General features: G+C 67.6%; 20 protein-coding genes. 7 read left to right on the forward strand and 13 right to left on the reverse strand.

What is annotated here, in order from left to right:
• Positions 1–421: 421 nt before the first annotated feature.
• Complete coding sequence (gene ctrA, locus BLQ70_RS05705; RefSeq protein ID WP_047580924.1) at positions 422–1,123, forward strand: response regulator transcription factor CtrA; 702 nt, start codon at positions 422–424, stop codon at positions 1,121–1,123.
• A 320-nt stretch (positions 1,124–1,443) separates the two neighbouring features.
• Here the strand turns inward: ctrA and BLQ70_RS05710 are convergent, their stop codons facing one another.
• The 6 genes from BLQ70_RS05710 to chpT all read right to left on the reverse strand — a co-directional run bounded on the left by BLQ70_RS05710 (position 1,444) and on the right by chpT (position 7,812).
• Complete coding sequence (locus BLQ70_RS05710) at positions 1,444–2,334, reverse strand: CheR family methyltransferase (protein ID WP_091856210.1); 891 nt, start codon at positions 2,332–2,334, stop codon at positions 1,444–1,446.
• A complete protein-coding gene (cheB, locus tag BLQ70_RS05715) occupies positions 2,331–3,446 on the reverse strand; it encodes a chemotaxis-specific protein-glutamate methyltransferase CheB (protein ID WP_061969577.1) in 1,116 nt (371 codons plus the stop codon). The genes BLQ70_RS05710 and cheB overlap by 4 nt, the downstream gene beginning before the upstream one ends.
• Before the next feature lie 88 nt (positions 3,447–3,534).
• Positions 3,535–3,900 carry a response regulator gene (locus BLQ70_RS05720; protein ID WP_038359309.1) on the reverse strand — a complete coding sequence of 122 codons (366 nt, stop codon included), beginning with the start codon at positions 3,898–3,900 and terminating at the stop codon, positions 3,535–3,537.
• Between the two features lie 30 nt (positions 3,901–3,930).
• The gene (locus BLQ70_RS05725; protein ID WP_091856211.1) at positions 3,931–4,434 is read right to left on the reverse strand and encodes a chemotaxis protein CheW; all 504 of its coding nucleotides are present in this window, start codon (positions 4,432–4,434) and stop codon (positions 3,931–3,933) included.
• Positions 4,431–7,061, reverse strand: a complete 2,631-nt coding sequence (locus tag BLQ70_RS05730) for a hybrid sensor histidine kinase/response regulator (RefSeq protein WP_091856212.1) — start codon at positions 7,059–7,061, stop codon at positions 4,431–4,433. The genes BLQ70_RS05725 and BLQ70_RS05730 overlap by 4 nt, the downstream gene beginning before the upstream one ends.
• Before the next feature lie 109 nt (positions 7,062–7,170).
• On the reverse strand, positions 7,171–7,812 hold the full coding sequence (gene chpT, locus BLQ70_RS05735; protein WP_091856213.1) for a histidine phosphotransferase ChpT: 642 nt from the start codon (positions 7,810–7,812) through the stop codon (positions 7,171–7,173).
• A 125-nt stretch (positions 7,813–7,937) separates the two neighbouring features.
• Between chpT and BLQ70_RS05740 the strand changes: the two genes are divergently transcribed.
• Positions 7,938–8,771, forward strand: coding sequence for a 3'(2'),5'-bisphosphate nucleotidase CysQ family protein (locus BLQ70_RS05740; RefSeq protein ID WP_091856214.1), 834 nt, complete (start codon positions 7,938–7,940; stop codon positions 8,769–8,771).
• A gap of 5 nt (positions 8,772–8,776) precedes the next feature.
• Here BLQ70_RS05740 and BLQ70_RS05745 read toward each other — a convergent pair whose 3' ends face one another.
• Complete coding sequence (locus BLQ70_RS05745; RefSeq protein ID WP_091856215.1) at positions 8,777–9,334, reverse strand: YHS domain-containing (seleno)protein; 558 nt, start codon at positions 9,332–9,334, stop codon at positions 8,777–8,779.
• A 294-nt stretch (positions 9,335–9,628) separates the two neighbouring features.
• Between BLQ70_RS05745 and BLQ70_RS05750 the strand changes: the two genes are divergently transcribed.
• From BLQ70_RS05750 to BLQ70_RS05765, 4 genes are all read left to right on the forward strand, one after another.
• Positions 9,629–10,216: a DUF1134 domain-containing protein gene (locus BLQ70_RS05750; protein ID WP_082617556.1), complete on the forward strand. Its 588-nt coding sequence runs from the start codon at positions 9,629–9,631 to the stop codon at positions 10,214–10,216.
• Between the two features lie 123 nt (positions 10,217–10,339).
• The gene (locus tag BLQ70_RS05755) at positions 10,340–11,584 is read left to right on the forward strand and encodes a coiled-coil domain-containing protein (protein ID WP_091856217.1); all 1,245 of its coding nucleotides are present in this window, start codon (positions 10,340–10,342) and stop codon (positions 11,582–11,584) included.
• 123 nt (positions 11,585–11,707) lie between these two features.
• Complete coding sequence (locus BLQ70_RS05760) at positions 11,708–12,646, forward strand: sugar kinase (RefSeq protein WP_091856218.1); 939 nt, start codon at positions 11,708–11,710, stop codon at positions 12,644–12,646.
• Entirely contained in the window at positions 12,646–13,506 is an 861-nt protein-coding gene (locus BLQ70_RS05765; RefSeq protein WP_091856219.1) for a TIGR01459 family HAD-type hydrolase, read from the forward strand. The genes BLQ70_RS05760 and BLQ70_RS05765 overlap by 1 nt, the downstream gene beginning before the upstream one ends.
• An 8-nt stretch (positions 13,507–13,514) precedes the next feature.
• Here the strand turns inward: BLQ70_RS05765 and BLQ70_RS05770 are convergent, their stop codons facing one another.
• The 3 genes from BLQ70_RS05770 to ribA all read right to left on the reverse strand — a co-directional run bounded on the left by BLQ70_RS05770 (position 13,515) and on the right by ribA (position 18,671).
• Entirely contained in the window at positions 13,515–15,047 is a 1,533-nt protein-coding gene (locus BLQ70_RS05770; protein ID WP_091856220.1) for an MFS transporter, read from the reverse strand.
• A 101-nt stretch (positions 15,048–15,148) separates the two neighbouring features.
• A complete protein-coding gene (locus BLQ70_RS05775) occupies positions 15,149–17,512 on the reverse strand; it encodes a glycosyltransferase family protein (protein WP_244511922.1) in 2,364 nt (787 codons plus the stop codon).
• A 31-nt stretch (positions 17,513–17,543) separates the two neighbouring features.
• Positions 17,544–18,671 carry a GTP cyclohydrolase II RibA gene (ribA, locus tag BLQ70_RS05780; RefSeq protein ID WP_091856221.1) on the reverse strand — a complete coding sequence of 376 codons (1,128 nt, stop codon included), beginning with the start codon at positions 18,669–18,671 and terminating at the stop codon, positions 17,544–17,546.
• A gap of 253 nt (positions 18,672–18,924) precedes the next feature.
• On the opposite strand from ribA, the gene BLQ70_RS05785 reads away from it, so the two are divergent.
• Positions 18,925–19,488 (forward strand): cytochrome b, encoded by a 564-nt coding sequence (locus BLQ70_RS05785; protein WP_061970264.1) that lies wholly within the window; start codon positions 18,925–18,927, stop codon positions 19,486–19,488.
• 7 nt (positions 19,489–19,495) lie between these two features.
• Here the strand turns inward: BLQ70_RS05785 and BLQ70_RS05790 are convergent, their stop codons facing one another.
• Genes BLQ70_RS05790 through BLQ70_RS05800 form a run of 3 tightly spaced genes read right to left on the reverse strand, consistent with a single transcriptional unit; the run spans position 19,496 to position 21,797 of the window.
• Positions 19,496–20,335: a class I SAM-dependent methyltransferase gene (locus tag BLQ70_RS05790; protein ID WP_091856222.1), complete on the reverse strand. Its 840-nt coding sequence runs from the start codon at positions 20,333–20,335 to the stop codon at positions 19,496–19,498.
• On the reverse strand, positions 20,335–21,399 hold the full coding sequence (locus BLQ70_RS05795) for a glycosyltransferase family 4 protein (RefSeq protein WP_091856223.1): 1,065 nt from the start codon (positions 21,397–21,399) through the stop codon (positions 20,335–20,337). The genes BLQ70_RS05790 and BLQ70_RS05795 overlap by 1 nt, the downstream gene beginning before the upstream one ends.
• Positions 21,396–21,797: a 6-pyruvoyl trahydropterin synthase family protein gene (locus tag BLQ70_RS05800; protein WP_061969554.1), complete on the reverse strand. Its 402-nt coding sequence runs from the start codon at positions 21,795–21,797 to the stop codon at positions 21,396–21,398. The genes BLQ70_RS05795 and BLQ70_RS05800 overlap by 4 nt, the downstream gene beginning before the upstream one ends.
• Positions 21,798–21,802 lie beyond the last annotated feature (5 nt).

The following is a 21,802-nucleotide window of genomic DNA, read 5'->3' on the forward strand; positions in this document are numbered from 1 at the left end:
TCGCCGGCGGCGTGAGGGCAACCGAATTCGCGGCCAGCCGGTCCTGTGGATGATTTGGTAAGGGTTCCTAACAAATTGCGCTCATTTACCAGCTGTTAAGCTCTGTGATTAACACTGTGGATCGAGGCTGCCACGTGTCGCAGAGCCATTATGGCGCTGTTTCCCGCGGCAACCCTCCGCGAAAGGCGCTTTCGCGGCCGAGAAGTTCAGCGATCCGTGTCAAATTCGACTCACCTCGACAAGGATCGTTCACTTTCTCCGAGGAAGCGCTTGCGCTCGGGAATCACGGTTTGTTAACCAGTTTCCTCGTAGCGTGTCGCGTGGCGTTTCATTGGGCAAGTGCGTCGTCGTCCAGGGCCGAACGGGTCCGGGCGGAAACAACGGTCAAACCTGCCCTGCGGGCGAAATTGGGGACGTGGACATGCGGGTTCTGCTGATCGAGGACGATAGCGCGACCGCTCAAAGCATCGAGCTCATGCTCAAATCGGAGAGCTTCAACGTCTATACGACGGATCTCGGTGAAGAGGGCGTCGATCTCGGCAAGCTCTACGATTACGACATCATCCTGCTCGACCTGAACCTCCCCGACATGTCGGGTTACGAGGTGCTGCGCTCGCTTCGCGTCGCCAAGGTCAAGACGCCGATCCTGATCCTCTCCGGCCTCGCCGGCATCGAGGACAAGGTGAAGGGCCTCGGCTTCGGCGCCGACGACTATCTCACCAAGCCGTTCCACAAGGACGAGCTCGTCGCCCGCATCCATGCGATCGTGCGCCGCTCGAAGGGCCACGCCCAGTCGGTCATCACCACCGGCGACCTGGTCGTCAATCTCGACACCAAGACGGTCGAGGTCGATGCCGCCCGCGTGCACCTGACCGGCAAGGAATACCAGATGCTGGAGCTGCTCTCGCTCCGCAAGGGCACGACGCTGACCAAGGAGATGTTCCTCAACCATCTCTATGGCGGCATGGACGAGCCCGAGCTCAAGATCATCGACGTCTTCATCTGCAAGCTCCGCAAGAAGCTCGCCAACGCGTCGGACGGCAAAAACTACATCGAGACCGTCTGGGGCCGCGGCTATGTGCTGCGCGAGCCGTCCGAGGCCGAGGAGCGCATCCCGGCTTGACGCATCCCGGTGGCCGGTCCGTCATCGGGCGGTCATGAAGCGACGTCATACCAGTTCTTGACCTGATCGTCGGATGTACACGACAGGTCGACGGGGACCCCGCCGAGAGGCGGGGTTTTTGTTTGTGGAGCAAGCGTAACGACGTGACTCTCGATCGATTCCTGCCGTCATGCTCGCCCTTGTGGCGAGCATCCGCGTCTTGAACACGGCCTTCAATCAGCGAAGACGTGGATGGTCGGGACAAGCCTGACCATGACGGAGCGGCCCGCATTCAAGAGCGTCTCGACAGGCGAAGTCTCTTGGACGGCAGACGACTCAGCTCAGCCCCGTAGAGCGGTGGCCACGGCGGCAGGGCGCGGACGAAAGTCCGGCGCCGGGGAGGCGGCGAGCGGAGGAGCCATCGCAGCGTGCCGGTAGAGGCCACGGTGCTGCGGGTCGCAGACGAGCTTCGTCGCCAACCCGAGCACGGTCTCGGCGGCGCCGAGCAGGAAGGCTCCGTCCGGCACCAGACGCGGGGCGAGCTGCTCCAGGACCTTCACCTTGGTGGGTACGTCGAAATAGATCAGGACGTTGCGGCAGAAGATCACATCGAACCGGCCGAACGGGTCGTTGCGCTCCAGCAGGTTGTGCTGCCTGAACTCGACCATCGCGCGGATGCGCTGAGAGACCTGCCACTTGTCTCCGACCTGCTGGAAATGTTTCAGCAGCATCTGGATCGGCAGGCCGCGCTGGATCTCGAACTGACTGTAGATGCCCGCCCGGGCCTTCTCCAGGATCTCTGCAGAGATGTCCGTTCCCAGGATCTCGATCTTCCAGCCGGCAAGCCGCTCACTGAGCTCGTCGATCAGCATGGCCAGGGAATAGGCTTCCTGGCCGCTGGAGACGGCCGCGCACCAGATCCGCAGCGAACGGCTGGCGGCGTTGGCGGCCAGCCGTTCGGGCAGGATGATGTCGCGGAACAGGTTGAATGGCGTCTGGTCGCGGAAGAACAGGGTCTCGTTGGTGGTCATGGCATCGACCACGGCGCTCTCCAGAGCCAGGTCGCGGGCCATCCGGAGCTGGCGGACGAGCGCCTCGATATCGGCGATGCCGCGCCGGCGGCAGAGGATGCCGAGGCGGCTTTCGGCAAGGTAGCGCTTGTCCGCGGTCAGCGACAGGCCGGAGCGCTGCTGGAGCAGCAGGCAGAGGAAGGAGAAATCGGCTTCGGTCATGCCGGCTGCACCCCGCGTACGAGGCAGCGGATCGAGGCACCGATCTCGTCGAGCGCGATGATGCTGCTGGCATGGCGGGCGCGCACGACCGAGCCCGGCATGCCCCAGATCGTGCTGCTCGGCTCGTTCTGGGCGATGACGGCGGCTCCCGCCTTGCGCAGCGCGCCGGCGCCGTCGGTGCCGTCGCTGCCCATGCCGGTGAGGACGAGGCCGAGCGCGGCGGGGCCGAGATGGCGGGCGGCATCGCCGAACAGCACGTCGACGGCAGGTCGGCAGAAATTGACGGGGGGTTCGTCGCCGATGCGCGCGACGATATGGCCGAGCCGGCGGTCGATGCCGAGATGGCGGCCGCCGGGCGCGATATAGACGGTGCCGCGCATCAATCGCTCGCCGTCGAACGGCTCACGGGCGGGGACGCCGATATGGTTAGCGACCTGCTCGGCGAAGGAAGCAGTGAAAAGCGGCGGCATGTGCTGGACGACGACCGTCGTCAGGTCGTTGAGGCCCTCGCCGATGTCGAACAGCACCTTGGCGACGGCGCGGGGGCCGCCGGTCGAGGCGCCGATCACGAGATAGCGCGGCATCACCGAGACGAGCGGGCGCAGATTGACCGGCCCGGTATGCGGCAGGTCGGTGTCGATCTCCGGTGGCAGCGAGCCGGGTTTGACCGGCGTGTGGACGATATTGCCGAGCTTGAGCAGGAATTCGCTGCGGAAATCGAGCGACAGCGTCATGCCGCTGCGGCTGTCCGGCTTGGAGACCACGTCCATCGCGCCCCGGGTCATGCATTCCAGCGCGAGGCGGGTATTGCGCTCGTTCAGCGTCGCGGCGAGCAGGACGCCCGTATTCGGGCTTTCCTTGAGGATCTGCGGCAGGGCGGCCACCCCGTCCACGCCCGGCATGTCGAGGTCGAGCACCATGACGTCGGGCTTGAAGCGGGTGGCGTGCGCGACCGCGGTCTCTCCGTCACCGGCGACGGCGACGACGTGGAAATTGCCGGCCTCTCCCAGCCAGCGCGCGAAGAGCCCGCGCACGACGACGGAATCGTCGGCGATCACCACGGTCTTGTGCCGCGATGCGGGGCTTGCAGGGATCGCGAGAGGAGACAACATTGGTATGTTTCTCACTGAGCCGGCTGCAGGGGCGAAGGCATTTCACGCGAGGAAAGCCCGATGCGCAGCCGCACCGGCGCGCCTTCGCTCAGAGCAACCCGACCTGATGGAATTTCGAAGCCACGATCTCCTTGTCGAAGGGCTTCATGATGTATTCGTCGGCACCGGCATGCATGGCGCGCGCGATATGGGCGATGTCGTTCTCGGTGGTGCAGAAGACCACTTTGGGTCGCTTTCCGCCCGGCATCTGGCGCAGCGTGCGCAGGAACTCGTAGCCGTCCATGATCGGCATGTTCCAGTCGAGCAGGACGGCATCCGGCATCTCGCCCTTGCAGGCGTCGATGGCGCGCGCGCCATCCTCGGCTTCGGCGATGCGGAACTGCAGCCCTTCGAGGATGCGGCGAGCCACTTTGCGGATCACCGCTGAGTCGTCGACGACGAGGCAGTATTTCATGGCTGGGTCTCCAGAACTGTGGCGCCGCCGTCAGGCCGCGCTGCGAAGGTCGAGATCGAGGACGGCGTCGAGGTCGAGAACGACAAGAAGCTCGTCGGCCAGGCGATGGATGCCTGTCGCCAGCGCCGCCCAGACGCGATCGAGATGAACCGGGAGCGGCTCGAAGGTGGAACGGTCGAGCCGGATGACCTCGCCGACGGCGTCGACGATGAGCGCGTAGGCCTCGCCGTCATGGTCGATGCCGATCGCCGTCAGCTCGGGGCGGCCTTGCCCGTCGAGCTTGAGGGTGACGGGCCGTCCGAGCCGCTTGCGCAGGCAGATCGCGGTGACGATCCGTCCGCGCAGGTTGAGCAGGCCGACGATTTCGTCAGGTGCGCGCGGGACGATCGTGATGCGGTTTGCGATGAAGACGTCCTGGACCCGGCCGATCGGCAGGCCGAGGAGCTGCTCGCCGACGCGGATCGTCACGTAGTCGAGCGAGTCGCCGAAGCCGGGCGCGGTCGGCACGGGAGGAGGGGATGCGCTCGAGCTCATGCCGCATGCCTCAGGTCGGTGCCGGCCGCATTGAGCTCGCTCAGCAGGGCCCGGCGGTCGAATTTCGCGAGGATGTCGTCGAAACCGGCCTGGGCCGCCCGCATATGCAGGTCGGGCGTGGCGCAGGTGGTCAGGCCGAGGATGCGCAGGCGCTCGCCCTTGGCGCGTTCGCGCAGGGCTGTCGCAAAGGCAAAGGCGGCGTCGCTGTCGCGATCGAGATCGAGCAGCGCGGACATGATCGGCTCGCCGGCGGCGGCGAGGCTCGCCGCGCTGAAATCCGCCAGCGCGGCGATGATCCGGCCCGAGGCCTTCAGCACGGGGGTCAGCATGTCCCGCAGGAAATCGGACGGCTCGACCAGCAGGATGCGGCCGGAAGGCTCCGCGCTCCGCCCGGCTGCGAACCAGCCGGGCTCGTTCAGCGGCAGGTAATGGGCGAGGTCGAGGATATCGGTGGCGCGGCCGCGGATCATGGCCGAGCCGATGATGCCGCGCTCTCCCGCCGCCGCCATCTCGAGCTCGAAGCTGTCCTCGACGATATCGACGATCGCCTCGACGGCGAGCGCGACGGTGAGGTCGCCATTCGAGACGATGACCAGCGGCTGGATGCCCTCGCTGCGCAATCGGGTGTCCGCGACAGGCGTCACCGGGACGAGGCGATCACGATAATGCAGCAGCGTCCGGCTGCCGCTGCGCTGGAATTCGCCAGCCTCGATCTCCTCAAGCCGCGTCACGAGCGACAAGGGCAGGGCCTGGAGGTTGCCGGCGCCGGCGCGGAAGACCAGCATCGTCGTGCGCTCGCCGCGATGCACCTCGGCTGCCGTCTCGCGCGGTTCGTTTTCCGTGTTCTCGGAGGCGGCCGCCCCGACCAGGCGCGCGACGCCGTTGGGATCGACGATGAGGACGACGGTGCCGTCGCCGAGGATGGTGTTGCCGGAAAACAGGTGGATGTGGCGCAGCTTGCTCGACATCGGCTTCACCACGATTTCCTCGGTGTGGAAGACGCTGTCGACGAGGATGCCGAATTGCCGTTCGCCGATCTGGGTGACGACGATGAAGCCTTCGCCATCGGCCCGCCTGGCCTGTTCCCCACCGGGGCAGGCCATCAGCCCGGGCAAGGAGACGATCGGGAGCAGGCGCCCGCGCAGCCGCAGCACCGGGGCTCCGTTGATCTCCTCGATGCGGTTCTCGTCGCCGGCCTTGGCCCGGACCAGTTCGCGCACCGCGATCTGGGGGATCGCATAGCGGTCCTCGCCGGCGACCACGATCAGCGCCGAGATGATCGCTAGCGTGAGCGGGATCTTGATGATGATGGTCGTGCCGAGACCGGGGCGGCTGGCGACATCGACCGTGCCGCCGATCGAATCGACATTCGCCTTGACGACGTCCATGCCGACGCCGCGGCCCGAGACCGCGGTCACGTTATCGGCCGTGGAGAAGCCGGGATGGAAGATGAAGCGGCTGATCTGCGCGTCGCTGAGCTTTTCCAGCTCGGCCTCGGTCGCGAGACCTTTGGCGACGGCCTTGCGACGGATGCGGTCGATATCGAGGCCGCGGCCGTCATCGGCGATCGAGATGGTGACCGAGCCGCCCTCGTGATAGGCGGCGAGCCGGATGGTGCCGTGATCGGGCTTGCCGGCCTCGCGCCGGTCTGCCGGCAGTTCGATCGCGTGGTCGGCGCAGTTGCGGACCATGTGGATCAGCGGATCCTTGATCAGGTCGAGGATCTGGCGGTCGAGTTCGGTCTCGGCGCCGTCCGTCAGCAATTCGATGCGCTTGCCCAGTTCGGCGCTGAGGTCGCGCACGATGCGCGGCAGCTTCGACCAGGCATTGCCGATCGGCTGCATCCGCGTCTTCATCACGCCGTCCTGCAGTTCGGCGGTGATCAGCGACAGGCGCTGGAGCGGGGCCTTGAGCCCGGCATCCTCCTGCCGCCGTGCGACTTCGAGTAGCTGGTTGCGTGTCAGCACGAGCTCCGAGACCATCGTCATCAGGTGCTCGATCGTGTCGACATTGACGCGCAACGTGGCCGGGCCGCCGCTGCGGGACGGACTTTGGGCCTCCTCGGTGGCGGCGCCGGTCTCGTTGCCCTCGATCCGGCCATCGCGCCCGCGCTGCGGGCCGGGCGCACTGCGAAAGACGACGTCCTCGACGCTCGCCGGGCTGGCGGCGACCTGGCCGTGACGGGCGAGATAGGCTGCGACCGGATCCAGCACGCTGTCAGGTGCCGATGGCTGCTGCTTCAGCTCGCCCTTGGCGTATTCGGCGAGGGCGAACAATTCCCCGATCAGCGTCTCGTCGTTGCCCTCGGGCTCCTGCCCCTTCTCGGCGAGCTCGGCCAGGATGTCCTTGATCCGGTCGATGGTCTCCAGGATCGCCGTGACGGCGATGGAATTGACGGTGGCGCCGTCGCGGAACTGCCCGATCACCGACTCGGCGGCATGGGTCAGGGCTTCCAGCCGCGGAAGGCCGATGAAGCCGCAGGTGCCCTTGACCGTGTGGACCAGCCGGAAAATGTTCCGCAGGATATCGCGGTCGTTGGGGTCCTGCTCGAAGCGAACGAGTTCCCGATCGACCGTATCGAGATTCTCGCCGGTCTCCGTCAGGAACTCTTGCAGCAACTCGTCCATGCAGGAACTTCACTCAACGCGGAACGCTGCAGGAACTAAAGCAGGAGAACGGTTTATGATCGGTTGAGATCGTGTCTCGACCGGTAACGACCGCTCAATCCGTCTTCTTTCAGTCTGCCTTGGCGGCCTTGATCGTCACCGTGTCGCCTTCGATGGCGAAGGTGATGCCCATCCCGGCAGCCCGGGCGACCATGCCGGCATAGAGCGGCTGGACGGCATGGGCGTCGATCGTGCCTGTTTCCGAACGCCCGGCCAGAAGCTCCTCGACATGGGCGGGAATCCGGGCATGCGAGCCGGTCGCGGTGATCTCGAACGCGCCCTGCTCGCCCTCGACCGTGGCGCGGGAGACGAGCTTGCCGCCGCGCGGCACGGCCTGCGTCGCGATGACCAGGAGGTTGAGCAGGAGCTTGACCTGATTCTTCGGCAGCAATGCGCGCGGCGCTTCCCAGTCGAGCGAGAGCTTCTCGTCGTTGAGGAAGCCGTTGGCGACGTTGCCGGCGTCGCCGAGGTCGATCATCGCGCCGGCGGAACCGGCCGCACCGAAGGCGAGGCGGGCGAATTGCAGACGGGCCGAGGCGGCGCGCGCGCTCTTCTTGATCAGCTCCAGCGCGAAATCGCGCATCGACGGATCGTCTTCCTCCAGAACCTCGAGAGCGTTGACAATCGCACCGACCGGGCTGATCACGTCATGGCAGACGCGGCTGCAGAGAAGCGCGGCCAGATCGAGCGGCTCGAGCGAGATGGCGGTCATGGGGGCGAGGTCCTGGAAACGGGGTTGCGCCGGATTGAGGCGTCGTTGTCGTTCGATATGCTGCTATCTTGGTTTTCATGTGGTTAATCGCCATATCGGGACCGTTATGAGAAGGATGGGCCGCGATGATCGGCCGTGACGATCCCCGCCTGCGCGACCGCGACGGGCTGGGGCGTAAATTGGCGGAAGCCGCCGGGTTGAGCGCCGCCGTCCTGCTGGCGAAGCGGACGGCGCGCGACGTCACGCTCAAGAGCGACGGCTCGCCGGTCTGCTCCGCCGACCTTGCGGCCGATCATGCCGCCAAGGAGGCCTTGGCGCGCCTGTTGCCCGACTTTCCGATCGTCAGCGAGGAGACGGCGCAGAACCCGGCGCCCGGCGACATCTTCATCCTGCTCGACCCGCTCGACGGCACGCGCGAGTTCCTCGCGGGCGGCGACAGCTATTGCGTTGCCATCGCGGTGGTCCGCGATGGCCGGCCGATCGCGGGTGCGATCGCGGCCCCGGCGACCGGGCGGCTCTGGTTCTCCGGCACATCTGCCTATGTCCAGGATTTCGGCCCCGACGGCGCCCTTCTGGGCGTGGCCCGGCCGACGAGCGTGCGCGCCGTCCCGGGCGAGGGGCCGGTCGCGCTGGTCAGCCGCTTCCATGGCGACGGCCGCAGCGACGGCATCGCGGCATCCATGTGCTGCAGCAAGGGCATCCCGGTTTCGTCGGCCGTGAAGTTCGGGATGATCGCCTCGGGCGAGGCGGACCTGCATGTCCGCTGCGGCCAGACGATGGAATGGGACATCGCTGCCGGGGACGCCATCCTTTCGGCAGCGGGCGGGATCGTGCTGACGCTGGACGGCGCCTTACCCGATTACGGCCGCAGCGAGCGGCAGTTCCGCAACCCGCCCTTCGTGGCGGCATCGAGCGAGGCCCTGGCGCGCCAGGCCATCGCCGGGGATTGCGGCGGCTAAGCTTTCTAGCGCGCCACGAAACGCAGGACCGCGTTCCAGCGGCTCTCGGCCTGCGCCAGCAAGCCGGCATTCTGCAGGAAACGCTGGCGGTTGGCGGCGGAGCGGAACAGGAACAGGCGCGATCCGATGACCGCAAACTGGCTGGGGTCGCTGTCGACGGCGACGCCGTTGGCGACGCCGGTCGGGTCGAAGCCGCCGAAGGCGGGCATGTAGACCTCCGGTGCATCGCGGAAGGCTTCGAGATTGGCCTGCGAGGCGAAGCGCCAGACGAAGCGATCCTGGATGAGCTCGTATTCGGCGCGCCCCGCCGCGGGCTTGGCTCCAAGCCGATAGGAGACGGGATCGAAGCCGTTGATGGCGAGGCCGGTGCGCAGGTCCCGCTGCATCACTTCGCCGAGCGAGGGCAGGTCGGGCAAGCCGGAGGGCAGAGCCGGGAAGGGGTTGGACGCTGTGGTTTCCGGCGCGGCCGAGGGCGCGCTGGCAAGGGCTGTCTGTCCGATCAAGGCGAGCGAGACGGCAGCGGCGGCGAGCGAGATCCAGCGCTGCCTTGTTGCGGCCTTCATCGCATCAAATCCTCAGGTAAGTCCCATCCCGGGCCGATCGGCTCTCCGGAATCTTCACGCCTTGGATAGATTTGCGGCGTATCAAATCCGTTACCGAATTGATTCGCATTCGCCGGACGTCATGCTTCGACGCCCGGCCGGGCGGCGGACAGCCCAGGATCGGCCCGCCCCCCGGCCCGTATCGCATCCATTCCGAGCCGGCTGCCGCGCAGCCGCCGCCGGTGCCGAGCGGACGGACGATCGAACCGCCCCGGCGCTCTGCCTCGTCTGGCGCCCTGCCTGGAGATGTCGCTGATGACCCAGACCCGCCGTAACCTGATCAAGGCCGGTCTCGCCATGGCCGGCGCGAGCGTGAGCGGATTGCCGCTGGGCGCGCGCGCCCAGAACTACCAGAACCAGCAGTCGTTCAGCCAGAACGAGCTCGTCGGCTCCGGCCACAAGTTCTTCGGAAACGTTTCGCGCGGCCTCGCGCTGGCGATCGAGGAAGCGGTACGACGCTGGGGCGAGCCGAACGGCTATGTCCTCGGTCAGGAGGCCTCCGGCGCCTTCGTCGGTGGGCTGCGCTATGGCGAGGGCCAGCTCTATACGCGCAATGCCGGCGACCGCCGGGTGTTCTGGCAGGGTCCGTCGATCGGCTTCGATTTCGGCGGCGAGGGCGCGCGCACGATGATGCTGGTCTACAACCTGCCGGCGGTCGACGCGCTCTACCAGCGTTTCGCCGGGGTGGACGGATCGGCCTATTTCATCGGCGGCTTCGGCTTCACCGCGCTGACGGCGGAGGGCATTACGGTCGTGCCGATCCGCACCGGCGTCGGCTGGCGGCTCGGCGTCAATCTCGGCTATCTCAAGTTCACGCCGCAGGCGACCTGGAACCCGTTCTAGCCGCGGGGCACATGGTGCCTAAAGATGGTTGCCCTCACGTTCGGGCGACTATCTCTGGCCATGACATGGCTGGCATGGCAGATTCGGCCTGAGCCCATGCTGCATCGCCGGGAGCCTTGAGACTTGATCGAAGCCGCCATGCTATTCGCGCTCGGCTTCCTCTGCGCGGCTTTGCTGGCTCTCGCAGCCGTGCCGGCGCTGGCGCGGCGGGCCGACCGGCTGGCGCGCAAGCGAGCCGAAGCAGCGTTCCCCTTGTCGCTCGCCGAAATCGCCGCTGACCGCGACCATTTACGCGCCGAGCTTGCCCTGCGCATGCGCTCAGTCGAGCAGGATGCCGAACGCGGCTTTGCCGCCAAGGCCAGTGCGATGCAGGAACTCGGCCGGCGCGACATGATGATCGGGCGGCTGGAGCGCGAGCTCGGTGAGCGCGATACCCGGATCGGCGGCCTCGAGGCCGATCTCGCAACGACACGCAGCGCGCTTTCCGATACGCAGGCCGCGCTCGCGAGCGAGCGGACCGGCCATGGCGAAACCGCAGCGACACTGGAGAAGCGGGTCGCCGATCTCGCCAGCCTCGAACGCAATCTGGAAGAGACGCGTGCGGCGCTCACCGGTACCGGCGCCGACCTGGTCGCGCGCAGCGGCGAACTGGAGCGGGAGCGCGAGACCCTCGGGCGGATCGAGACCCTGCTGGCGGAGCGCGAGCGGGAGCTGGCCGAGAGCCGCAGCCAAGCCGAGAAGCTGCGCGTCGCGCAGGTCGAGGACGGGACGCGGATCATGGTATTGCAAGGCAAGGGTGACGAGCTTGTCGACAAGCTCGCCCTGATCGAGGAGCGCCTCGCCGGCAGCGAGGCGGCTTTGCGCGCGATGACCGGCGAGCGCGATGGCGAGCGGGTGCGGGCCGACGCGTTCAGCGCGCGGGCCACGCAGGCCGAGGCCGGGCTCGCCGCCGCCGATGCCCGTGCCAGCGCGGCAGACGTGGCGGCGCGGCAGCTCGAAACGCAGCTCCGGCAGGAGCAGGCCGAGCATGCCGCGACAAAGGACATGCGCGGAGCGCTGGACCTGGCGCTGGCCGCCGCCAGGAGCGACCATGAGGCGGCCAAGCGGCGGAATGGGGAGGAGATCGCGACCTTGCAGGACGCTCAGAACGAACGCGAGAGCCAGATCGAGATGCTGCGGGCCGAGCTTCAGACGCTGCAGGGCGCTCTGACCCAGGCGAGGGCCGACCGGACCCAGCTCATGGATGACATCTCGGCCTTGCGCCGGGCCGGGAGTGCGGGAGCCAATGACGCGGCGCTTCGCCAGGAGATCGTCAAGCTGGCAGACCGGCTGATGAGCGCGGCGCCGAAGCGGGAAGCGGCCGAATAGGTGGCTGGCGCCGGGCACCTCCGGCGATCGAATTCTTCCCTCGCCCTGGATTTCACTTTGCCATTCGATGCTCTAGGAAGACCGTGTTCCCGGCGTTCCCGCGCCATCTGAATGGTTTGAAACGTGACCGACAGCCGCTTCGATCTCCTTTGCCTCGGCGAACCGCTTGGCGAGTTCAATGCGACCCGTGCCGAAAGCGGCGCCTTCCAGTTCGGCCATGGCGGCGATACCTCGAATTGCGCCGTCGCAGCGGCGCGGCAAGGCATGTCGGTCGGCTATCTCGGCGCGCTCGGCGACGATAGCGCCGGCCATTCGATCCGGGGCCTGTGGAAGCGCGAGGGCGTCGACGACACGCATGTCTCGACCCATCCGACTGCTCCGACAGGCCTGTATTTCGTCGATCACGGCCCGTCGGGCCATGTCTTCTCCTATCTGCGCGCCGGCTCCGCCGCGAGCCTCTACGGCCCGCGCGACCTGCCGCGCGACCTGATCCGCTCCGCCCGCATCATCCAGGCCTCCGGCATCAGCCAGGCGATCTCGGCCGACGCCTGCGATGCCGTGTTCGAGGCGTTCGAGACCGCGCGCAAGGCGGGCGTGCTGACCGCCTACGACACCAACCTGCGCCTGAAGCTCTGGCCGCTGACCCGCGCGAAGGCGATCATCCATGCCGCCTGCGCCATGGCCGACATCATCCTGCCCGGCCTCGACGACGCGACGCAGCTCACAGGGCTCAACAATCCCGATGCCATCGTCGATTTCTATCTCGGTCTCGGCGCGCGGGTCGTGGCGCTGACGCTTGGCCATGAGGGCTCGCTGGTGGCGACGCCGGTCCGGCGCGAACGCTTCCGGCCGATCAAGGTCGATGCGATCGACGCGACCGGCGCCGGCGATTGCTATGACGGCGCCTTCCTCGCCGAGTACCTGCGCACGGGCGATGCCTTCACTGCGGGCGCCTACGCCAATGTCGCGGCGGCCCTGTCGACGCAGGGCTATGGTGCGGTCGCGCCGTTGCCGCGCCGCGCCGATGTCGAGGCGCGTATCTCCGCGGAGGCGCGTTCCTGATGAGTGTTCCGGTTCTGAAGCAGGCGGGCGATCTCCTCGCCCGCTACGATGTGCTGATCAGCGATGTCTGGGGCGTCGTGCATGACGGGCTCTGGGCTCTGGAGCCTGCCTGCGATGCGCTGATGGCCTATCGCGAGCGCGGCGGCACGGTGGTGCTGCTCTCGAATGCGCCGGGGCCATCGAAGCAGGTCGCCGGTTTGCTCGATGCCAAGCGCGTGCCGCGCGAGGCCTGGGACCGGCTCGTCACCTCCGGCGACGTCACGCGCGCCCTGATCGCGCAGAGCCATCACAAGCGCGCCTATCACATCGGCTGGCAGAGTGACCGGGCCGTGTTCGACGGGCTCGACGTCGCGCTTGTCGGTGAAGAGCCGGCCGATATCGTCGTCGCGACCGAGCTCAACGACTACCGCACCGAGACGCCGGAGCAATACCGGCCGCTGCTGGAGCGCTTCGCCCGGCGCGGCCTGCCTTTCATCTGCGGCAATCCCGATCTCGTCGTGCATGTCGGCGAGGACCTGCTGCCCTGCGCCGGGGCGCTCGCGACGATCTACGAGGAACTGGGCGGCTCCGTCGCCTGGGCCGGCAAGCCCTATCGCCCGGCCTATGAGCTCGCGCTCGCGGCAGCGGCCGATGCGCGCGGTGGGCGGCCGGTCGAGCCCGGCAAGGTTCTGGTGATCGGGGATGCCGTGCGCACCGATCTCGCCGGGGCGCGCCTGATGGGCTTCGACAGCCTGTTCATCGCCGGCGGCATCCACCGCGACGAAACGATGCGGGGCGGGGAGGTCGATTCCGCGGGCCTCGCCAAGGTGCTGGATGGGTTGCCCGTCCAGCCGATCGCGGCGATGGGCGCTCTGGCCTGAGATGAAGCTCAGTGCGCGTCGCCGGCACGGGCGTCGCGCAAGGTCGTCAGGGTGACGGCGATGCAGAACAGCATGCCGATGATCGAGAGCACGGCGGCCGCCCGGAAGCCGACCATGAAGGCGTCACTGGCGCGCGCCAGCATCGGCCCAGCCTGATCGGGCGAGAGCCCTGAGGCCAGTGCGAGCGCGCCGCCCAAAGTCGAGCGTGCGGGAGCGAGCGCTTCCGTGCTGACGCCGGATACCGCGACATCCGCCATGCGGCTGCGATAGAGCGCGGCGCCGAGGCTGCCGAGCACGGCGATGCCGAGCGCGCCTCCGAGTTCGGCGGAGGTTTCCGACATGGCGGAGGCCGCGCCGGTGCGCTCGGGCGGGGCCGAGCCGACGACGATGCCGGTCGTCAGCGTGATCACCGGCGTGAAGCCGATCGAGAACACGACCGAAGCCGAGACGATCTGGATCAGGCTCGGTGCGAAGACGAGCCAGACGAAGCCCAGTGCCGAGACCGCCATACCGCCGGCCATCAGCGCTGCCGGCTTGTAACGCCCGACAAGGGCGGGCGTCACGAAAGAGGCGAGCGTGAAGGCGACCGCCGAGGGCAGCGACCAGAGCCCGGCCTGCAGCGGCGTCAACCCGGCAACGAGCTGAAAATACTGCGCCAGGAAGATGAAGCTGCCGAACATGAAGAGGATGCTGGCGAGGTTGATCGTCAGCGCCGCGCGGAAGGCCGGTATGCGGAACATGGCGAGATCGACCATCGGGTCGGCGAGCCGCTTCTGCCGCCGGATAAAGATCAGCACGAAGGCGAAGCCGACGAGGATCGCCACGGCGGCCAGCCAGTCGAAGCCATCGGCCGCCCAGTGCTTGATGCCGTAGACGAGCGCCAGCACGGCCGCGAGCGAGAGCAGCGCGCTCGGGATATCGAGGCGCCCCGCGCGCGGCGCGCGATATTCTGGCAGCAGGATGGGGCCGATCGCGAGCAGGAGCAGCATCGGCGGCACGGCGATCAGGAAGACCGAGCCCCACCAGAAATATTCGATCAGGAAGCCGCCCACGACGGGCCCGATGATGGCGCCGGCCGAGAAGCTGGCGATCCACATCGAGATCGCGAAGGTGCGCTCCTTCTCGTTCGTGAACATCACGGTGATCAGCGAGAGCGTTGAGGGCGCCAGCGTCGCGCCGGCGATGCCGAGCACGGCGCGCATCGCGATCAGCATCTCCGCGCTGTCCGAGAAGGCGGCGACCGTCGAGGCGACGCCGAAGAAGGCGGCGCCGATCATCAGCAGGCGGCGACGGCCGATGCGGTCTCCCAGCGTGCCCATGGTCATCAGGAAGCCCGCGACCATGAAGCCGTAGATGTCGATGATCCAGAGGAGCTGGCTGGCGCTCGGCTTCAACTCGCGCGTCAGCGTCGGCACGGCGAGGTTCAGCACCGTCAGATCCATCGAATAGATCATGCAAGGCAGGGCGATCGCGATCAGGCCGAGCCATTCGCGCCGCGTCGCCTTCGTCTCGCCTTGGGTCGAAGCGGGCGCGGCCGTCATGGTTGTCTCGCAGGTTCGCTGTCAGGCCGGGCTCTCTGACACGACAGCGCGGCGGAAATTGGCAGGAGAGGCGATTTTTGCCTGTCGGCCGCGGCCGGCCTCTATCCCGGCTGGTTTGCCGGAGGCTTGCGCAGATGCGCGACGATATCCTGCCAGAGGCCGTCCAGAGGGCGGAAGACGAAGCGCACCGTCGACTTGCCGGGCGGCACGACGACGGCCCGGAACAGCACATTGGCCCGGAGCAATTCGGCCGGCTTTCCGTCGATCTCGACCTGCCACCAATGGTGCCAGACATCGTTGAGCACGAGATAGCCGCCGCGCGCCGTCTCGGCCGCCAGCGTCACGGTCGTGGTGCCGTAGTCGCGGATCGCGACGCTGTCCGGGCCGAGGGGGCCGGTCGGGAGCGGCGGCGGATCGCGATCGAGCAGGACGGTGCGGCGCGGGTCGAAACCCTCAGGCCATGCGCCGGTCTTGAGGATCGCGTCGAAATCGGCTTTCCGGGCATCGGTGACCAGCAGCACGCGCGGCAGGGCGTGCGGATTCTCGTAGACGAAGGCGTCCTTGGTGCGGGCGATCTGCTTGAGATCGCCGGGTTTCAGGCGCTTGTCGATCTGCTCGACGGGGACGCCGGTCGCGATGAAGCGCAGGCCGAGCATGTCGGCGAGCAACGAGCGGTAGCCCGGCATCAGCGGGGAGAAGGTGCGCTGGTCGGGGAGGGCGACGTGATCTCCGGCCCCGGTTGCCTTGGTGTAGAGGCCGAGGCGCAGCGGGTTGTAGCCCAGCGTGTTGTCGAGGTCGTGGACGAGGCTGGCATTCGGCCAATGGAAATCGATGCCCGCGAGCTCGATCCGGTCGCGCCGGTCGGGGGCGGCGGTGCGGGCCGTCTCGCGTTTCAGCAGGGCGATGGTGTCGTTGCTGCTGTCCTTGCGCAGCACGTCATACATCTTTGCGGGCAGGGCGGTGGATTCGCTCGGGCCGTTGTTGACCGCGAGGTCGATGGTCAGCGTCGCGGCGAGAACCAGGGTTGCGGCGAGGGCCGAGCCCCGTTTGGCAAGGCCATGCGCGGCAATAAGGCCGCCGAGCGAGAGCATGCCGCACAGCGCCGCGATCACGAGCGAGATGGTCGCTACCGGAATGCGCCCGACCGTCCAGGCGAGCCAGAGTGCGAGCGCGAGCGCGCCGGTGAAGATCAGGGCCTCAAAGGCGATCTGCCAGGGCCGTGCCTTCGGGGCGGTGCCGGTCATGACGAGATGGGTCAGGTAGCCGCCGAGCAGGGCGAGCAAGGCACCGAGGATGAAGAGCGCGTCGGCCGGTCGGCGGTAGAAGCTGATGCCGGGCAGTTCGAACAGCACGCGGAAGGCCGGCGTGTAACGGCCGAGCGCGAAGAGCAGGACGATCAGCGTCGCGACGGTGAGCGGAACGATCTCGCGCCGCCAGAGCGCACCGCGGACGAGGCCAACGGTGAGGATCAGCCCCATCGGCAGCAAGCCGAGATAGAGTTGGCTCATGTTGCGGGCGAGGAAGAGGCTGAGCGGCCCGAAGCGCGCCTCCCAGGCCGGGCTCGGCGCGCCCCAGAAGTCGGCGAGCGGCCCGGCTGCGCCGTAGAGATTGGCGAAGAGCCCCGTCAGCAGGGCGGCCGGGTGCAGGGAGCCCTTGCCGGCCTCGACGAAATCGATGACGGGGCGGTTCGATTCCTGCGCGATGAAGGCGGTCAGCAGGATCGGGATCGTCGCGACCAGGACGGCGCCGAGCGTGCCGGCGATGAGCGGCGGCAGGCTCGCACGGAAGGCGCGCCACGGGCTCTGCGCCATCAGGATCGCGGCAATGACGAGGCCGGCGAGCACATAGACCGCAAGCAGCGCGACCTGGTCGCGCCCCAGAACCATGAAGCCCGAGACGATGCCGGCAGCGAAGCCATAGCCGATCGAGCCACGCTCCAGCGCCCGCGAGAGCAGGACAAGCGTGACCGCGAAATAGCCGAGGCTGAGCACCTGCCCGACATGCTGGATGCGCCAGGCTGCCGCCGCGCCGAAGGCGAAGGCAAGCGCCGCGACGACAGCGCCGGCCGGATGCCAGCCGCGATCCCGGAAGATCAGGACGATCGACAAGGCGCCGAGCAGCAGCGTGCCGAGGACGGCGCCGTCGCTCCAGCGGAAATCCGGAGCCGGGTTCAGCAAGGCTATCAACGCGAAGGATGGCGAGAAGATCAGGGATTGCGGATCGGCGACCTGCGGCGAGCCCGAAAAGACATAGGGCGTCCAGAACGGCGAGAGGCCCTTGTGCCAGGCATCGGCGAGAAACTGGAGCTGCGGGTGGAAATGCGCCTTGGCATCCCAGGGAATGGTGAGCGTCCCCGACAGCCAGGGCCAGGACAGGGCGAGCCAGGCGACGAACACGATCGCGCAGACGCTGGCGAGCGGCCAGCGCACGGGGCTCTCGGGCAAGGCGTGTTCGGGCTTGGGCATCAGCCAGGCCTGATCGCAAACGGGAGCGCGGTCAATCCGTCGGGGCGGCGCGCGCCATCAGCGCGTCCATGTCGATGAAATGTCCGGCCCGGTCGCGCTTGGAGGCGAGGTAGCGGACGTTATGGGCATTCGGCCGCCCGAGCACGCGCTGGGTCGCGGCGACTTCAAGCCCTGCCGCCTCGATCGCGCCGATCTTCTGCGGGTTGTTGGTCAGCGCCACCACGCTGGAAACGCCGAGCTGCTTCAGCATCGTCGCGGCGAAATCGAAATGGCGCTGGTCGAGATCGAAGCCGAGGACCTCGTCGGCGTCGTAGGTGTCCCAGCCCTGGCTCTGCAGCTTGTAGGCGCGCATCTTGTTGGAGATGCCGTTGCCGCGGCCTTCCTGGTCAAGATAGAGCAGGATGCCGCCGCCGTTCTCGGCCATCCACTGCACGGTCTCGCGCAGCTGGTCGCCGCAATCGCATTTCAGCGAGCCGAACAGGTCCCCGGTCAGGCAGGCCGAGTGCAGGCGGACCGGCACGGCGGCCGCAAGATCGGGCTTGCCGACGATGATCGCGACCTGGTCGCGCAGGCCCTCGCCGCCGCGGAAGACGACGAATTCGGTATCGGGAGCGCCTTCCAATGGCACCGGGGCGCGGCCGACGACCTTCAGCGTCGCCGCCTGCTCGGCGCGGTAGCCGTTCACGGCCGCGACCTCGACCTCGACGAGCGGTTCGCCGGCGACCGCTTCGACGCTCACGGGCACGAGAATCACCGCCGGCAGCACCAGCGAAAGACGCGAAAGCTCGAGCGAGGCCTCGTCTAGGGCGGAGGCTGGCGCGACAGGCGCATCCATGCGGCCGTCGATCTTGAGCGCAAGCGTCTCGATGCGGTCGGTGTCGATCGTCGGCAGCGCGAAAATGCCGGTCTCGAGCCGCCCTTTAGCACCGAGACGGCGCAGGCGTGCGGCGCTCAGCACGAGATGGCCGCGACCCTGCGCCAACGTGTCGAAGCTGTGGGCGAGGTCGGCGTCGGCGAGCTCGGCGGAAAGGGCCAGCGCGAGCCGCTCGCCATCGCGGAGCAGGACCGGCCGGCCGGCACGAAACTCGGCAATCGCCCGTTCGACCTTCACGAGATCCGTCTGGAGGGAGGGGCCGAAGAGCGTACGCGACTCAGGCATCGAAAAGTCCGTCAGATTGGGCCGGCGACCGGCCGAGGGGCATCCAGGGCACCATCGGTATCGATATAGGGCTTCGCAGTGCACTCTGCCAGCAACGTGGCCGGCATGGTGCGGGTTCCACGATCAAAACCACGTCAGGCCGCGCCCGTCGGCAAGCGAAAGTGGGAACCTCCGGAGCGCATCGTCGTCCTATGGGCGCAACCGCTTGAATATGGGATGAATGCCGTTCCGGCAGCAGGTCAGGGGCTTTCCGATGCAAGACGAGATGCCGATAACCCGCACCTATAGTCCGATTGCCCGGACGCTGCACTGGATCACGGTGGCGGCCGTCTTCCTGATGATCCCCGTCGGCCTGACCATGACCTATCGTGGCAACGTGCTGAACATCTGGGACGGGCTGACGAACGGCCTCTACAGCGCGCATAAGCTCACCGGCTTCCTGCTGCTGTGGCTGATGGCCGGACGGCTCGCCTACCGCCTGCTGCATGGCGCGCCGCCGGACGAGCCGACGCTGGCCTGGTGGCAGAAGGCGGCCTCGCATCTGGTGCATTGGCTGCTCTACGGCCTGCTGCTCGTCGTGCCGCTGCTCGGCTGGATCGGGGTTTCGCTGTTTCCGGCGCTGACGATCTTCGACCTGTTCGACCTGCCGGCGCTGGCGAGACCGAACGAAGAGGCAGCCAAGCGCGTGCTCGACATTCATGGCAAGCTCGCGCTGGCGACCGGGGCGCTTGCTCTGATGCATATCGGCGCTGCGCTGCATCACCGCCTGATCCTCAAGGACGGCGTGATGCGGCGCATGCTGCCTTGGGTGAGGTAAGGCGGCTCTAGATCGGCCGGGCCCAGAAATCCTGATGGCCGATCATCGCCGACTGCGCCTCGCGGCGCGCCGCGAGCCAGTCCGCTACCGTCTTCGGATCGAGGCGGCCGGTTTCGCCGGCCGCTGCGGCGATGCCTTCCGCCAGCGCTTCCCGCAACGGCCGATGTTTCGCATCGAGTTGCCAGTTGCTGTCGCCGCTCGAGATCGCGAAGCCCGATTTGCGGAAAGCTTCCGCCATGATCTCGCAGGCATCCGGGCCGGCCGCAGGGCCAAAGCCCTTATCGCCGTGCTGATGGTCGGTGAAAGCGGCATGGATGCCGGAATCGGCCGGATGCTCCGGCTGCCAGGTTTCGCGGCCGTCATGGGTGAGCACGGCGTAAAGCGGCAGGTGCTGGCTGGCCAGCGCCGCGACGAAGCGTTCGATCCAGCGCTTCGAGGCGAGGTCGAAGAGAGCGGCGGCGGTGACCAGATCGGGCTGCCAGCCCAGCACCCATTCGAGGTCCTTGTTGAGGTCGACCTTGCGGGTGTCGACCGTGATCGCCTTGCCGTCCTTGGCGAGCACGAGTTCCTCACCCTGCTCGCGCGCCTCGTCGGCCCAGTCGGTGAGGCGCTCGCGGGCGAAGGCGAGAAGCGCGGGGTCGTGGTCGACGAGCGTCCAGTGCTGGCGATCGGGCAAGGCGGCATAGGTCGCGCGCAGGTTCGAGCCGGCGCCGCAGCCGAGATCGAGCACTGAGAGCGAGGCCTTCTCAGCGAAATAGCCACCGACCGCGGCGAGAACCTGCGGATTGCGCGCCGCATGATCGACCGGCTCGCGCAATGCGAGCCATTCCGGAGAGAAACCAGCCATTACCCCACCTTTCGGCCGCCCTCGCGCAGGCAAGCCTGCGCGACGATGCGCGCGGTTTCGTCCCACCGCGGCAGATCGCCGGCAGCGGCCCACGCGGCATCGGCACGCTGCCGACGCTCTGCCGGCGCATCAATCAGCCTTGCGAGCGCCTTGGCAAGTGCCACAGCGTCACCGGGCGGCACCTTGAGGGCGGCGGCATCGGACAGGGCTTCGGCGCCGGCCCCGCTCAGCGTGGTGACGATCGGCAGGCCGCGGGCGAGTGCCTCGGTCAGCACCATGCCGTAGCCTTCGTAGAGCGATGGCATCACGAAAAGATCGGCTTCGTCATAGAGTTGGGCGAGCCTTTCGGCTCCGACGCTACCGGTCAGCAGGATGCGTTCCGTCAATCCGGCGCGGGCGAGATCGTCGCGCAGTGCCGTTGCGGCTGCGGGGGCATGATCGGGCGAGCCGGCGATGGTCAGGGTCCAGGGCCGATCCGCGATCGCTGCCAGCGCATCGACGAGGATGCCGTAGCCCTTTCGCGGAATGAGCGAGCCGACGGCGAGCATGTGGAGCGTTTCGCCGCGTTCGGAGCCCTTGGCTCGTGGTGCCGGATCGGCGCCGGGGATCGCGACCGCGATGGTATCGGCGGGGACGCCGAATTCCGCCGTCAGAGTAAGTTTCGTCGCTGGACCGGTGACCACGACGGCGCGTGCATGGCGCAGGGCCAGCATTTCGCTTCGTCGCAGCCTCTCCGCCGTCTCCGGGCTGAGTCCGGCTTCCAGCGCCAGCGGGTGGTGCACCAGTGCGACAAGCCGATCCGCGAAGCGGGCTGCGAGTGCTTCGGGGAACGCACCGAAGGCGAGGCCGTCGATCAGCAGGATGTCGCCGGGGGCGACAGCGGCGAGGAGCTGTTCTGTCGCTCCAAGGTCTTCGGCCGTCGGGAAGGGAAAGGAACCGGGCAGGGCGAGATGGCGGGACTCGACGCCGGCTTCGCGCCATTCGCGCAGCAAGCGCCGATCATAGCCGTAGCCGCCTGTCGGCGCATCGATATCGCCGGGGATGGCGAAGATGATGGTGCTCACGCGAGCGCGCCCTCGTAGCTGGCGCGGGCGAGATCGGTCTCGTGCAGGGTCACGCGAATCTTGCTCAGCCCTGCGCCATCCGCGCCGAGCGCGCCAGCCTTCGCCGCCGCGGCCATGGCGTCGAAGATGTGCTTGCAGAGGAATTCGGTGGTGGTCAGCACGCCCGCGAATTGCGGGAGCGCGTCGAGGTTCTGATACTTCAGTGGCTTCAGCGTCTCGGCGAGGGTGTCGAGCGCCGCGCCAATATCGACGACGACGTTCTGCCTGTTAAGAGATTCCCTGAAGAAGGCGACATCGACCACGAAGGTGGCGCCGTGCATGTTCTGCGCCGGACCGAAGAAGGGATCGGGCAGGGAATGGCCGATCATGATGCGGTCGCGGACTTCGACGGAAAACATGCGAT

Source organism: Allobosea robiniae, assembly GCF_900102525.1.
Classification (GTDB): domain Bacteria; phylum Pseudomonadota; class Alphaproteobacteria; order Rhizobiales; family Beijerinckiaceae; genus Allobosea; species Allobosea robiniae.

Bases quoted from the DNA above. Each gene is read 5' to 3' on its own strand.
- ctrA (WP_047580924.1), top strand. From the start codon at position 422: ATGCGGGTTCTGCTGATCGAGGACGATAGCGCGACCGCTCAAAGCATC.
- BLQ70_RS05710 (WP_091856210.1), bottom strand. From the start codon at position 2,334: ATGACCGAAGCCGATTTCTCCTTCCTCTGCCTGCTGCTCCAGCAGCGC.
- cheB (WP_061969577.1), bottom strand. From the start codon at position 3,446: ATGTTGTCTCCTCTCGCGATCCCTGCAAGCCCCGCATCGCGGCACAAG.
- BLQ70_RS05720 (WP_038359309.1), bottom strand. From the start codon at position 3,900: ATGAAATACTGCCTCGTCGTCGACGACTCAGCGGTGATCCGCAAAGTG.
- BLQ70_RS05725 (WP_091856211.1), bottom strand. From the start codon at position 4,434: ATGAGCTCGAGCGCATCCCCTCCTCCCGTGCCGACCGCGCCCGGCTTC.
- BLQ70_RS05730 (WP_091856212.1), bottom strand. From the start codon at position 7,061: ATGGACGAGTTGCTGCAAGAGTTCCTGACGGAGACCGGCGAGAATCTC.
- chpT (WP_091856213.1), bottom strand. From the start codon at position 7,812: ATGACCGCCATCTCGCTCGAGCCGCTCGATCTGGCCGCGCTTCTCTGC.
- BLQ70_RS05740 (WP_091856214.1), top strand. From the start codon at position 7,938: ATGATCGGCCGTGACGATCCCCGCCTGCGCGACCGCGACGGGCTGGGG.
- BLQ70_RS05745 (WP_091856215.1), bottom strand. From the start codon at position 9,334: ATGAAGGCCGCAACAAGGCAGCGCTGGATCTCGCTCGCCGCCGCTGCC.
- BLQ70_RS05750 (WP_082617556.1), top strand. From the start codon at position 9,629: ATGACCCAGACCCGCCGTAACCTGATCAAGGCCGGTCTCGCCATGGCC.
- BLQ70_RS05765 (WP_091856219.1), top strand. From the start codon at position 12,646: ATGAGTGTTCCGGTTCTGAAGCAGGCGGGCGATCTCCTCGCCCGCTAC.
- BLQ70_RS05770 (WP_091856220.1), bottom strand. From the start codon at position 15,047: ATGACGGCCGCGCCCGCTTCGACCCAAGGCGAGACGAAGGCGACGCGG.
- BLQ70_RS05775 (WP_244511922.1), bottom strand. From the start codon at position 17,512: ATGCCCAAGCCCGAACACGCCTTGCCCGAGAGCCCCGTGCGCTGGCCG.
- ribA (WP_091856221.1), bottom strand. From the start codon at position 18,671: ATGCCTGAGTCGCGTACGCTCTTCGGCCCCTCCCTCCAGACGGATCTC.
- BLQ70_RS05785 (WP_061970264.1), top strand. From the start codon at position 18,925: ATGCAAGACGAGATGCCGATAACCCGCACCTATAGTCCGATTGCCCGG.
- BLQ70_RS05790 (WP_091856222.1), bottom strand. From the start codon at position 20,335: ATGGCTGGTTTCTCTCCGGAATGGCTCGCATTGCGCGAGCCGGTCGAT.
- BLQ70_RS05800 (WP_061969554.1), bottom strand. From the start codon at position 21,797: ATGTTTTCCGTCGAAGTCCGCGACCGCATCATGATCGGCCATTCCCTG.